Below are 11,886 nucleotides of genomic sequence, written 5' to 3' on the forward strand. Positions count from 1 at the left end.
CGGCCCGTGGACCGGATACGCGTCGATCTCGAGGGGCCGCCACAGACGATGCTGGCGACGCTGTATGCAAAGGCGATCGACGCTGACCTGCCGAACCCGATTCTGGGCGACCGTTATGCCAGGGAAGTCGTCGAGCGGATCGACTACGACTGGACGAAGACCACCATCACCGCCCGCAATTCATCGTCGGTGACGACTCGCGCCGCGCACTTCGACATCTGGGCTCGCCAATTTCTCGACGCGCATCCGAGCGCCGTTGTCCTGCATTTGGGTGGCGGACTGGACGGCCGATATTTCAGGCTCCAGCCGAGTCCGCAGGTGGAGTGGTACGACGTCGACTACCCCGACGTCGCCGAACTGCGCACCCGGCTCTACCCCGCTGCCCCGCACTGCCACGTCGTCGCTGCGTCGGTAACCGATCCGGCCTGGCTGGCGGAGATACCCGACGACCGGCCCGCGCTGATGCTCGGCGAAGGGCTGACCATGTATCTGCGCGAACAGGACGGCATAGCGCTGCTGCGACGGGTCGTTGATCGCTTCGAACACGGCGAGCTGCAATTCGACGCGTTCAACCGGACGGGTATCAAGTCGCAATGGATGAACGCGGTGGTGCGCCGGTCCGGATCGAAGTTGAGCTGGGGCATCGACGGGCCGGACGAGATCCTCCGGGCGGTGCACGGCACTCGACTGATTTCCTGGGTGAGGTGGTATGAATCAGAGACCTTCGAGCGACTTCCGCGCGTCTACCACGTGATGGGCCGGGCCATGTCGCTGCTTCCCGCCGTGGCCAATATGTCCCAATATCACCGCTACGCATTCGGGCCGCCCTGATCGGGAAGGGTCGGGCACGGGGGTGTGTTGAAGCCTTTATCGGCGTCTAGGAGGAGACCATGAGCCATCCCGAAATCAAAGAACCCAGTGCCGGCCACCCGATCACCATCGAGCCGACGAAAGGGCGGGTACAGGTCCGCGTCAACGGCGAGGTGGTCGCCGACACGACGGCCGCACTCGAATTGCGTGAAGCCACTTTGCCTGCGGTGCAATACATTCCGATGAGCGACGTGTCGCAGGACCGGCTGACCCGCACGGACACCAGCACGTATTGTCCCTTCAAGGGTGAGGCCAGCTATTACAGCGTGAGCACCTCGGCGGGTGACACCGTGGAGGACGTGATCTGGACGTACGAGCAGCCGTATCCGGCGGTCGCGGCGATCGCCGGGCATGTCGCGTTCTACCCGAACAAGGCCGAAATCAGCGTTTCGGCGTCCTAGAAAATCCACCCGGGCAGCGCGGCCTCGTGGGCCCGGGTGTCGCTGTACAGCCGCATCGAGACGATCAAGCCATCGCGGGTGTCGAAGATGCAGACGAATGGGCTGTCGTATTCGACGCCGCCGGTGGTGGTGCCGCTGGCGTGCGCCTCGACGACGACGGTCTCGCCCTCGTTCACACACCGCACCAGGTCGATGGTCAGCTCGAGGTCCCGTTTGCGCCGCTCGACGGCTTGCCGGAATGCTTCCTTGCCGCACGAAGCCCGCGTGACGAGCGACCAGTAGGTGAAGTCGTCGCTGAGCAGTGAAAAGCCCTCGTCGAGGTCGCCCCCGTCGCTCGTACTTTGCAGGAACATCCAAGCCAGTTCGCCCTGCGGGTCATCGAACGGCGTCATCACATCGCAATATTGACTTGGCACATCGTTAACGGTCAATCGGAGAGTTGGTTGGTGGAACGCGCGCGCACTGTCATGTTCCCCGGGGCGGTCAGCTTCGGGCACACGTTGGCGCCGCTTCGCCGAGGTCGCGGGGATCCGTGTTTTCAGGCTCCCGGTGACGGCACTATCTGGCGGACCAGCCTGCTGCCGACCGGACCCGTCGCAGCGCGGATCAGCCGGGTGGCCGCCAACGCCGCGCACTGTGTGGCTTGGGGTAGCGGCGCACCGGAGTTCGTCGAACGGCTACCCGAGCTGCTCGGCCACGAGGACGACGCTTCCGAATTCGTGCCCACGGACCCGATCGTTGCCGCGGCGCAGCGGCGGGTACCGCACTTGCGGCTCGGCCGTACGGGGCTGGTGCTGGAGGCGCTGATTCCGGCGATCATCGAGCAGCGGGTGCCCGGCGCCGATGCGTTTCGGTCGTGGCGCCTGCTGGTGTCGAAGTACGGGTCGCCGGCGCCGGGGCCGGCGCCGGCGCGAATGCGGGTGCCTCCGTCGGCCGACGAGTGGCGGCACATCCCGTCGTGGGAGTTCCATCGAGCCAACGTCGACCCGGGACGTGCGCAGACCGTGGTGTCATGTGCCCGACGGGCCGCCTCACTGGAGCGGCTGGCCGCCCGCCCGCCCGCGCAGGCGCGCGAGGCGATGATGTCGTTGCCGGGTGTGGGGGAGTGGACCGCCGCCGAGACCGCGCAACGAGCGTTCGGTGACCCCGACGCGCTCTCGGTCGGCGACTACCACATCCCGAAGATGATCGGCTGGACGCTGGCCGGCCGCCCGGTCGACGACGCGGGGATGCTCGAGCTGCTCGAGCCGATGCGACCACACCGCCACCGAGTGGTCCGGTTGCTCGAGGCCAGCGGGCTGGCATACGAACCGCGGCGCGGCGCCCGGCTACCGGTGCAGCACATCAGCGATCTCTAAACGTGGTCATGGCCTCGTTGGCGCCGCGTTTTCGGCAACGGTCACGGGGTAACCAACGTCAAAGACGTGACCGTGTGCGAAACGGAGGAAATCGATGACACAGTTCACCATCCCGGGGCTCACCGACAAACAGGGAGCGCGACTGACCGAACTGCTGCAAAAGCAACTGAGCACTTACAACGATCTTCACCTGACGCTCAAGCATGTCCACTGGAATGTGGTGGGGCCCAACTTTATTGGCGTGCATGAGATGATCGACCCGCAGGTCGAGGCGGTCCGCGGTTTCGCCGACGACGTTGCCGAACGCATTGCGGCCCTGGGCGGATCACCGCAGGGTACGCCGGGAGCCATCATCAAAGACCGCACCTGGGACGACTACTCCGTCGGCCGCGATACCGTTCAGGCTCACCTGGCCGCGCTAGATCTCGTCTACACCGGCGTCATCGAGGACACCCGCAAGTACATCGAGGAGACCGAGGAACTCGACCCGGTCACCCAGGATCTGTTGATCGATCAGGCCGGGAACCTGGAGAAGTTCCAGTGGTTCGTCCGGGCGCACCTGGAGAGTGCGGGCGGCCAGTTGACCCACGAGGGCACGACCACCGAGAAGGACGCCGCCAGCAGCGCGCGCAGTTCCTAGCGGTCGTTCTCGGCCCGACGTTCGCGCTCGGCCGCGGCGGTCTCGCGGTTCAGGCGCTGCGACTCGTAGATCGTGACGTTGGTGCGCGACATCAGCAGTGCCGCGATGCCGACCGAGAGGATCGCTCCGGGCACGACCGAGAACGAACCGGTCATCTCGGCGACCATGATCATGATCGCGAGCGGCGCCCGCGCGACGCTGCCGAAGCACGTCATCATGCCGACCACGACGAAGATCCCGGGTTCGTGCGGCACCCCGGGCAGCCCGGACAGCTCGCCCAGCCGCCACACCGCCGCCCCGACGAAGGCGCCGATCACGATTCCCGGCCCGAAAAGTCCGCCGGAGCCGCCGGTGCCGATCGACAGCGACGTGGCGACGATCTTGGCGATCGGTAGCACGACGACGATCCACAACGGGATGCCCAGCAGCGTCCCACGGTCGGCCGCCAGCTGCGCCCAGCCGTAGCCGCTGCTGAGGATCTGGGGGATCAGCAGTCCCAGCAATCCGACGAGGAGGCCGCCGACCGCCGGCTTGAGCACCGGGCCGCCCGGGAGCCGGCGGGTGAGCCGCACCGCGGCGTGGAAGGTGCGGGCGTACAGGTAGCCGACCGCGAAAGCGACCAGTCCGATGACCACGAACCACAGCAGCGGCCACGCCTTCTCGAAGCGGTACTCGGCGTCGATGTAGCCGAACAACGGGTCGAAACCCAGGAACGCACCGAGCACCGCATAGGCCGTGCCAGAGGTGATGAACCCGGGCAGCAGGCAGCGGTAGTCGAAATCGTCGCGGTAGGTGATCGATGCGGCGAGCACCGCACCGCCGAGCGGCGCGGCGAAGATCGCCCCGATTCCGGCGCCGATGCCCAGCGCCACGGCGGTCCGGCCGTCCTCATCGGGCAGGTCGAGCCGTCGCGCGAGCAACGAGCAGAAGCCGGCCGAAATCTGCGCCGTCGGACCCTCCCGCCCGGCCGAGCCGCCCGACCCGATCGTCAGCGCGCTGGCGACCATCTTCACCAGCACCGCCCGGAAACGGATGGCGCGTGGGTCCCCGTGCACGGCCTCGATGGCCTGGTCGGTCCCATGGCCGGTGGCCTCCGGGGCGAGCTTGGCGACGATGAAGGCCGAGATCAGCGCGCCTCCCGTCGTTACCAACGGGATCGCCCACGCGCGGCGAAAACCGGGATCGCCGCGACCGCCGCCGCCCTCTCCCACCGGCGTCGGGATGTGGTAGCCCCCGAGATAACCGAGCAGGAACTCGCCGGTGTACCTGAGCGCCAGGTAGAAGACGACGGCTCCCAGACCGGCGACGATGCCGATCGTGACGCCCAGCAGCAACCACTTCTGCAGGTAGCCGGACTTCCTGATCGATGCCCCGAACCGCCCGCCGGCGCCGGACACCGAGCCCGGCGGGGCAACCGCGGGCCGGGGCTCGTCGGCCGTCTGTTCGGTCACGGCGCGGCCTTTATGCGCGGTCGTGGCTCCGGTCCCCCAAGCATCCGGTCATCCTATGCAGCGCGGCGGCGGCGCACCGGGGGAATAACTGGACCGCGGTCCGGTTATTCCGGAGTAGTCCCATTACGGAGGTCACATGCCCGCTATCACCGCCAACACGTTGACGTTGCCCCGCGTCGGTGTCGCCGCACCCGCCGACACCGAGCGCCCGGTCCGGTCGATCACCACCGGGCCGCGCGGCTACGAGGGCGAGGGCTTTCCCGTCGTCCGCGCCTTCGCCGGGGTGAGCGCCGCCGCCCTGGACCCCTTCGTGCACATGGACGAGATGGGCGCGGTGGAGTACGAGCCCGGCGAGCCGAGGGGCACGGACTGGCACCCACACCGCGGGTTCGAAACGGTCACCTACATGATCGACGGCAAGTTCGCCCACCAGGACTCCCACGGCGGTGGCGGCCTGATCACCGACGGCGCGACGCAGTGGATGACCGCCGGTTCGGGCATCCTGCACATCGAGACGCCGCCCGCGGAACTGGTCGACAGTGGCGGCCTCTTTCATGGCATCCAGTTGTGGGTGAATCTGCCGAGGAGAGACAAGTTCGCGCCGCCTCGGTATCAGGCCATCGGGGGTGGCGACGTGCAGTTGATCTCGTCCGAGGACGGCGGGGCGCTGGTCCGCATCATCGCGGGCGAAGTCGACGGTCACCGCGGCCCCGGGATCACTCACACGCCGATCACGCTCGCCCACGCCACCATCGAAACCGGCGCCCGACTCAACTTGCCATGGCGGCGCGATTTCAATGCGCTCGTGTACGTGTTGTCCGGCGGCGGATATGTCGGTCCGGTAGCTCACCCGATTCGCGAGGGTCAATTGGCGGTGCTGGGCCCCGGAGATCGGATCACGGTGGGTGCCGATCCGGCGCAGGAATCGTCGCGCACGACCGCAATGGATGTGCTGATTCTGGGCGGCCGACCCATTCGCGAGCCGGTATTCCACTACGGGCCTTTCGTAATGAACTCGCGCGCGGAATTGGTCGAGGCGGTGCAGGACTACCAGGCCGGGAAGTTCGGCAGCATTCCGCCAAATTCGCTAATGCCGCACCGCGGCGGTGGCACACTTTAACGATGTCTTCAGGGGTGGGTCGCAGGCCTGGACGCCCCCCTGCCGCAAAGGCGGATGAGACGCGCCAGCGAATCATGCGGGCCGCCCGCCTGGTGTTCAGCGAACGCGGTTACGACGGCGCCACGTTCCAGGCGATCGCGGCCCGCGCTGATCTCACCCGTCCGGCCATCAACCATTACTTCTCCAGCAAGCGCGTCTTGTATCGCGAGGTATTGGAGCAAACCAACGAAGCCATCATCGGAACCGGCATCAAAGTGGCCCGCCGCGAGACCACTCTGGCGGCGCAGCTGACGGCATTCATTACCTCCGCGGTGCAAGCGAATTCGGAGAATCCCGCCGGATCGGCGCTGATAATTTCCGGGGTGCTCGAGTCGCAGCGGCACCCGGAATGGAACAAGACCGAAAACGAGTCAGTCCGGGCCGTCCGGGAATTTCTGGATCGAGTCGTCAAGGACGCGATCGAGCGCGGCGAGGTCGCCGCCGACATCGACGCCTCGGCGCTGATCGAGTCGCTGGTCGTCATCATGTGCGGTGTCGGCCTGTACGCGGGCTGGGTGGAAAGCCCCCAGCAAATGCTGGCCGTGACCGGAATGCTGCGGCAGCTGATGGAAGGCGCGCTCTGGCGGCCGGAGGCCTAGCCCATTGCGCGGGCAGTGAAGTTGCGCACAAAGCGTATAGGCTAACTAACTTATCCCGGTAACATGGTCCCGTCATGACTGATGTGGACGCTTCGTTACCGCCTTCCCTGAGATCCGCCGGCGACAGCTGGGCCATCACCGAACTCGTCGGTGCCACCGCGCTGGGCGTCGCCGCGTCGCGCGCGGCGGAAACCGCCGGAAGCAACCCGTTGATCCGCGACGAATTCGCCCGCGTTTTGGTCTCGTCGGCCGGCCCGGCATGGGCCCGACTCACCGATCCCGAATTGGCGTGGCTCGACGGCGACGAGCAGGGCCGCCGCGCGCATCGGATCGGCATCGACTACCAGGCCGTGCGCACCCACTTCTTCGACGAGTACTTCGCCGACGCCGTGCGGGCCGGGATTCGGCAGGTGGTCATCCTGGCCGCCGGCCTGGACTCGCGGGCCTACCGCCTGAATTGGCCGGACGGCACCGCGGTCTACGAGATCGACCAGCCCAAGGTGCTGGAATACAAGACCGCAATCCTGCAGCAGCACGGCGCCGCCCCCGCCGCGAGCCGCCGCCCTGTCCCCGTCGACCTGCGCGACGACTGGCCCGCGGCGTTGGCCGCGGCGGGCTTCGACCGCACGCGACCGACCGCCTGGCTCGCGGAGGGCTTGCTCCCGTACCTGCCAAGCGACGCGCAAGACCGTCTGTTCGAGATGTTCACCGCTCTGAGCGCCCCCGGCAGCCGGGTCGCCATCGAGGCGTTCGGCCTGAACTCGCGGAGCAATTCGCAGCGCTGGCTGCGGATGCGCGAGCGGCTCGGCCTGGACGTCAACGTGCAGGCGCTGACCTACCACGAGCCGGACCGTTCCGACGCGGCCCAGTGGCTGACCGACCACGGCTGGCAGGTGCGGGCCGTGGACAACCGCGAGGAAATGGCCCGGTTGGGCCGCCCGGTACCCGAAGACCTGGCCGAAGACGCCGTGCGCAGCGTGCTGCTGCGGGCGCACTTCGGCGAGCCGACCGCCTGACTTCGCCCGAGGATCAAGGAGCAACTCAATGAGCTCACTGCGCACCCACGACGACACCTGGGACATCAAGACCAGCGTCGGCAGTACCGCGGTGATGGTCGCCGCCGCCCGAGCCGTCGAAACCGAACGGACCGACGCCCTCATCCGCGACCCGTACGCCAAGCTTCTGGTCACCAACGCCGGTGCCGGGGTCTTGTGGGAGCACATGCTCGACCCCGACGTCGCGGCCAAGATCGAATCCCTCGACGCCGACTCCGCGGCGCAGCTCGAGCACATGCGCGGCTATCAGGCGGTGCGCACCCACTTCTTCGACACCTACTTCAACGACGCCGTCGCCGCAGGAATCCGGCAGGTGGTGATCCTGGCGTCGGGCCTGGATTCGCGCGCATACCGCCTCGACTGGCCCGCCGGCACCGTGGTGTACGAGATCGACCAGCCCCAGGTCTTGCAGTACAAGTCCGCGACACTGGCGGAAAACGGCGTGACGCCGTCGGCCGAGCGCCGCGCGGTGGCCATCGACCTGCGGCAGGACTGGCCGGCCGCGCTGCGTGACGCGGGCTTCGACCCGACGGCGAGGACCGCGTGGCTGGCCGAGGGCCTGCTGATGTACCTGCCGGCCGAGGCGCAGGACCGGTTGTTCACCCAGATCGGCGAACTGAGCCCGGCCGGAAGCCGGGTCTCGGCGGAAACCGCGCCCGCGCACGCCGACGAGCGCCGGCAGCAGATGCGCGAGCGGTTCAGGAAGGTCGCCGACGAGCTGGGCATCGAAGAGACCGTCGACGTCGGCGAGCTGATGTACCGCGACGACCACCGGGCGAACGTCACCGACTGGCTGAACAACCACGGCTGGCGTGCTCGGGCGCAGCGCTCGACGGACGAGATGCGCCGGCTGGGCCGCTGGATCGAGAACGTCCCGCTGTCCGACGACAAGGACGCCTTCTCCGACTTCGTCATCGCCGAACGGTTGTAATGCCCCGCTCGCTGGACGACTCCTGGGACATCGCCACCAGCGTCGGCGCCACCGCGGTGATGGTCGCCCTGGCCCGTGCCGCCGAGACCTCCAGCGACTCACCGCTCATCCGCGACCAGTTCGCCGAGCCGCTGGTCTCCACGCCCGAGCTGGCCGGAGTCCGCGAGCAGGTGGCTGCCTGGTGGGCGGGCGAGCCGGACGACGACTCCGGTGGTTACGCCCCGGACCCCAACCACATGATCAACTACCAGGCGGTGCGCACCCACTTCTTCGATGCGTACTTCGCCGACGCCGTGACGGCCGGTATCCGGCAGGTCGTGCTCGTGGCCGCCGGCCTGGATTCGCGTGCCTACCGGCTGGACTGGCCGGCCGGCACCGTGGTGTACGAGATCGATCTGCCCAAGGTGCTCGAGTACAAGACCGAGACGCTGGCGAGCCACGGCGCCGAGCCCACCGCCGACCGCCGGCCCGTGCCCGTCGACTTGCGCCATGACTGGCCAAAGGCCTTGCGTGACGCCGGTTTTGACGCGGACCGGCCGACGGCGTGGCTGGCCGAGGGACTGCTGCCGTTCCTGCCCGCGGCGGCGCAGGAGGCGCTGTTCGCCTCCATCGATGCGCTGAGCGGACCGGGCAGCCGGGTGGCGGTGGAGAACTTCGGAGTCGACGAGGAGAAGCGCCGCGAGGCCGAGCAGAGATGGCAGGAACTGCGGGCCAAGCGCGAAGCGCGCGGCCAAGACACCTCGTTCAACCCCTTCGACCTCTGGTTCTCCGATGAGGGCCGGCCCGACTGCGCCGAGTGGTTCGGCGCGCACGGCTGGACCACGAGCGCGGTGAGCGCGCGCGAGGAGGGCGAGCGGCTGGGCCGTGCGCCGCAACCGGAAGACCGGCCGTTCGCGAACAGCTTCGTGACGGCGTCCAAACCCTGAGCCGGTTCGCCGGGCCAGATCCTTTCTACTGCTCTCCCAACCGGATGGTTAGGATCGCGGTTATCACCCATGAGCGCTCGTGCGACGAGCAGCGGGCGCTTCGGGATGACCGAAGCAGGGGAAGGACAACGATGACCACCGAATCGGTTACACCCACGACATCCGCCGCCAACGGCGCGACGGCACCTCAGCCGGCGAACATTCCCGCGACCGTCGCGCGGCTGCGCAAGACCTTCGCCGGCGGGCGCACCCGCGACGTCGAGTGGCGCAAACGGCAGTTGTTGCAGCTGGCCAAGCTGATGGAAGAGAACGAAGCGGCCATCGCGGACGCTCTCGCCGCGGATCTCGACCGCAGCCCGTTCGAGGCGTTCATCGCCGACATCGCGACCACGGCCGGCGAAGCGAAGTATGCGGCCAAGCGGGTACGCAAGTGGACGCGCCGCAAATACCAGCTGCTCGAGATGCCGCAGCTCCCCGGCCGCGGCTGGATCGAATACGAGCCCTACGGCACCGTGCTGATCATCGGCGCGTGGAACTACCCGTTCTATCTGACGCTGGGCCCGGCCGTCGGCGCGATCGCCGCGGGCAACGCCGTCATCCTCAAGCCCTCGGAGATCGCCGCGGCGTCCGCGCACCTGATGGCCGAGCTGGTGCCCAAGTACCTCGACAACGACGCGATCGCCGTGGTGGAGGGCGACGGTTCGGTCAGCCAGGAGCTCATCGCGCAGGGCCTCGACCGCCTGCTGTTCACCGGCGGCACCGAGATCGGTCGCAAGGTCTACGAAGGCGCCGCCCCGCATCTGACCCCGTGCACGCTGGAGCTCGGCGGCAAGAGCCCGGTGATCGTGGCGGCCGACGCCGACGTGGACGTGGCGGCCAAGCGGATCGCCTGGATGAAGCTGCTGAACGCCGGCCAGACGTGCGTCGCCCCCGACTACGTGTTGGCGGACGCCAAGATTCGCGATGAGCTGGTGAGCAAGATCGGCGCGGCCATCACGAAGTTCACGTCGGACAAGCCCAACGGAATGCGGATCGTCAACCAGCGTCAGTTCGACCGGATCAGCAGCTATCTGGCCGGCGGGGACGGCAAGGTCGTCGTCGGCGGCAAATGCGACCCGTCGAGCCTGCGCATCCAGCCCGCCGTCGTGGTCGACCCCGATCCGGACGGGCCGCTGATGCGGAACGAAATCTTCGGACCCGTGCTGCCGGTGATCACCGTCCAATCCCTTGATGACGCAATACGTTTCATCAACTCGCGGCCCAAGCCGTTGTCCGCCTATCTGTTCACCAAGACGCGCGAGACCCGCGAACGAGTGATCAAGGAGGTGCCGGCGGGCGGCATGCTGGTCAACCACCTCGCCTTCCAGGTGTCGACGGCAAAGCTGCCGTTCGGTGGTGTCGGCGCATCGGGCATGGGCGCCTATCACGGCCGCTACGGCTTCGAGGAGTTCAGTCACCGCAAGTCGGTGCTGACCAAGCCGACCCGGCCCGACCTGTCCAGCTTCATCTACCCGCCGTACACGGCGCGGGCCTTCAAGATGGCCCGTCGGATGTTCTGACCACTGCTCCAAATCGCTTGCTAGACCGTACTTTTCACCGTAGAGAGGAACCTGATGCCCGGAGTGCAGGATCGCGTTATCGTCGTCACCGGAGCCGGTGGGGGGCTGGGCCGTGAATACGCCCTGACCCTGGCCCGCGAGGGGGCCAGCGTCGTAGTCAACGACCTGGGTGGATCCCGTGACGGCACGGGCGCCGGCCACAATATGGCCGACCACGTCGTCAACGAGATCAAGGACGCTGGTGGCCGGGCAGTCGCCAACTACGACAGCGTCGCCGAGCCCGAGGGCGCCGCGAACATCATCAAGACGGCGCTCGACGAGTTCGGCGCCGTGCACGGCGTGGTGAGCAACGCCGGGATCCTGCGCGACGGCACCTTCCACAAGATGACGTTCGAGAACTGGGACGCCGTGCTCAAGGTGCACCTGTACGGCGGGTACAACGTGCTGCGCGCCGCCTGGCCGCATTTCCGGGAGCAGAGCTACGGGCGGATCGTCGTCGCCACCTCCACCAGCGGCCTGTTCGGCAACTTCGGGCAGACCAATTACGGCGCGGCCAAACTCGGCCTGGTCGGCATGATCAACACGCTGGCGCAGGAGGGGGCGAAGTACAACATCCACGCCAACGCCGTCGCGCCGATCGCCGCCACCCGGATGACCGAGGACATCCTCCCCAAGGAGGTGCTCGAGAAGCTGACGCCCGAGTATGTCGCGCCGGTGGTGGCCTACCTGTGCACCGAGGAAAACCCCAACACCGCTTCGGTTTTCGTTGTCGGCGGAGGCAAGGTGCAGCGGGTGGCCCTGTTCCAGAACGAGGGCGCGAACTTCGACAAGCCGCCGACGGTCGAGGATGTCGCCTCGCACTGGTCGGAGATCGACGACCTGTCCGCGGCCAAACAAGCCAACTTCAAGCTGTAACGGTCAGCGCCGGGGCCGCGTG

General features: G+C 67.6%; 13 protein-coding genes. 11 read left to right on the forward strand and 2 right to left on the reverse strand.

Annotation, left to right across the window (positions count from 1 at the left end):
* The first annotated feature begins 48 nt into the window (after positions 1-48).
* Together H7J89_RS12565 and H7J89_RS12570 are read left to right on the forward strand one after the other, a co-directional pair.
* Positions 49-831 carry a class I SAM-dependent methyltransferase gene (locus tag H7J89_RS12565; protein WP_264044259.1) on the forward strand — a complete coding sequence of 261 codons (783 nt, stop codon included), beginning with the start codon at positions 49-51 and terminating at the stop codon, positions 829-831.
* A gap of 59 nt (positions 832-890) precedes the next feature.
* On the forward strand, positions 891-1,271 hold the full coding sequence (locus H7J89_RS12570; protein ID WP_264043995.1) for a DUF427 domain-containing protein: 381 nt from the start codon (positions 891-893) through the stop codon (positions 1,269-1,271).
* Here the strand turns inward: H7J89_RS12570 and H7J89_RS12575 are convergent.
* Positions 1,268-1,666, reverse strand: a complete 399-nt coding sequence (locus H7J89_RS12575; RefSeq protein WP_264043997.1) for a nuclear transport factor 2 family protein — start codon at positions 1,664-1,666, stop codon at positions 1,268-1,270. The two genes, H7J89_RS12570 and H7J89_RS12575, sit on opposite strands and share 4 nt — an antisense overlap.
* A gap of 72 nt (positions 1,667-1,738) precedes the next feature.
* On the opposite strand from H7J89_RS12575, the gene H7J89_RS12580 reads away from it, so the two are divergent.
* Together H7J89_RS12580 and H7J89_RS12585 are read left to right on the forward strand one after the other, a co-directional pair.
* The gene (locus tag H7J89_RS12580; protein WP_264044260.1) at positions 1,739-2,629 is read left to right on the forward strand and encodes a DNA-3-methyladenine glycosylase family protein; all 891 of its coding nucleotides are present in this window, start codon (positions 1,739-1,741) and stop codon (positions 2,627-2,629) included.
* Between the two features lie 94 nt (positions 2,630-2,723).
* On the forward strand, positions 2,724-3,269 hold the full coding sequence (locus tag H7J89_RS12585) for a Dps family protein (protein WP_264043999.1): 546 nt from the start codon (positions 2,724-2,726) through the stop codon (positions 3,267-3,269).
* On the opposite strand, the gene H7J89_RS12590 is transcribed toward H7J89_RS12585, so the two are convergent.
* The gene (locus H7J89_RS12590; RefSeq protein ID WP_264044261.1) at positions 3,266-4,666 is read right to left on the reverse strand and encodes a chloride channel protein; all 1,401 of its coding nucleotides are present in this window, start codon (positions 4,664-4,666) and stop codon (positions 3,266-3,268) included. The genes H7J89_RS12585 and H7J89_RS12590 overlap by 4 nt on opposite strands.
* A gap of 190 nt (positions 4,667-4,856) precedes the next feature.
* On the opposite strand from H7J89_RS12590, the gene H7J89_RS12595 reads away from it, so the two are divergent.
* The 7 genes from H7J89_RS12595 to H7J89_RS12625 all read left to right on the forward strand — a co-directional run bounded on the left by H7J89_RS12595 (position 4,857) and on the right by H7J89_RS12625 (position 11,864).
* The gene (locus H7J89_RS12595; RefSeq protein WP_264044001.1) at positions 4,857-5,840 is read left to right on the forward strand and encodes a pirin family protein; all 984 of its coding nucleotides are present in this window, start codon (positions 4,857-4,859) and stop codon (positions 5,838-5,840) included.
* 2 nt (positions 5,841-5,842) lie between these two features.
* Positions 5,843-6,478 (forward strand): TetR/AcrR family transcriptional regulator, encoded by a 636-nt coding sequence (locus tag H7J89_RS12600; RefSeq protein WP_264044002.1) that lies wholly within the window; start codon positions 5,843-5,845, stop codon positions 6,476-6,478.
* Positions 6,479-6,552: 74 nt separating this feature from the next.
* Complete coding sequence (locus H7J89_RS12605; protein WP_264044005.1) at positions 6,553-7,494, forward strand: class I SAM-dependent methyltransferase; 942 nt, start codon at positions 6,553-6,555, stop codon at positions 7,492-7,494.
* 37 nt (positions 7,495-7,531) lie between these two features.
* Entirely contained in the window at positions 7,532-8,464 is a 933-nt protein-coding gene (locus tag H7J89_RS12610) for a class I SAM-dependent methyltransferase (protein ID WP_264044262.1), read from the forward strand.
* Positions 8,464-9,390, forward strand: coding sequence for a class I SAM-dependent methyltransferase (locus tag H7J89_RS12615; protein WP_264044007.1), 927 nt, complete (start codon positions 8,464-8,466; stop codon positions 9,388-9,390). Before H7J89_RS12610 ends, H7J89_RS12615 begins: the two co-directional genes overlap by 1 nt.
* Before the next feature lie 131 nt (positions 9,391-9,521).
* Positions 9,522-10,949, forward strand: a complete 1,428-nt coding sequence (locus tag H7J89_RS12620; protein ID WP_264044009.1) for an aldehyde dehydrogenase family protein — start codon at positions 9,522-9,524, stop codon at positions 10,947-10,949.
* A gap of 54 nt (positions 10,950-11,003) precedes the next feature.
* On the forward strand, positions 11,004-11,864 hold the full coding sequence (locus H7J89_RS12625) for an SDR family oxidoreductase (protein WP_264044011.1): 861 nt from the start codon (positions 11,004-11,006) through the stop codon (positions 11,862-11,864).
* Positions 11,865-11,886 lie beyond the last annotated feature (22 nt).

It is taken from the genome of Mycobacterium paraffinicum, from assembly GCF_025822865.1.
Lineage (GTDB): Bacteria > Actinomycetota > Actinomycetes > Mycobacteriales > Mycobacteriaceae > Mycobacterium > Mycobacterium paraffinicum.

Coding starts and splice junctions, on each gene's coding strand:
- H7J89_RS12585 (WP_264043999.1), top strand. CDS start 2,724: ATGACACAGTTCACCATCCCGGGGCTCACCGACAAACAGGGAGCGCGA.
- H7J89_RS12605 (WP_264044005.1), top strand. CDS start 6,553: ATGACTGATGTGGACGCTTCGTTACCGCCTTCCCTGAGATCCGCCGGC.
- H7J89_RS12570 (WP_264043995.1), top strand. CDS start 891: ATGAGCCATCCCGAAATCAAAGAACCCAGTGCCGGCCACCCGATCACC.
- H7J89_RS12620 (WP_264044009.1), top strand. CDS start 9,522: ATGACCACCGAATCGGTTACACCCACGACATCCGCCGCCAACGGCGCG.
- H7J89_RS12595 (WP_264044001.1), top strand. CDS start 4,857: ATGCCCGCTATCACCGCCAACACGTTGACGTTGCCCCGCGTCGGTGTC.
- H7J89_RS12580 (WP_264044260.1), top strand. CDS start 1,739: ATGTTCCCCGGGGCGGTCAGCTTCGGGCACACGTTGGCGCCGCTTCGC.
- H7J89_RS12625 (WP_264044011.1), top strand. CDS start 11,004: ATGCCCGGAGTGCAGGATCGCGTTATCGTCGTCACCGGAGCCGGTGGG.
- H7J89_RS12565 (WP_264044259.1), top strand. CDS start 49: ATGCTGGCGACGCTGTATGCAAAGGCGATCGACGCTGACCTGCCGAAC.
- H7J89_RS12615 (WP_264044007.1), top strand. CDS start 8,464: ATGCCCCGCTCGCTGGACGACTCCTGGGACATCGCCACCAGCGTCGGC.
- H7J89_RS12600 (WP_264044002.1), top strand. CDS start 5,843: ATGTCTTCAGGGGTGGGTCGCAGGCCTGGACGCCCCCCTGCCGCAAAG.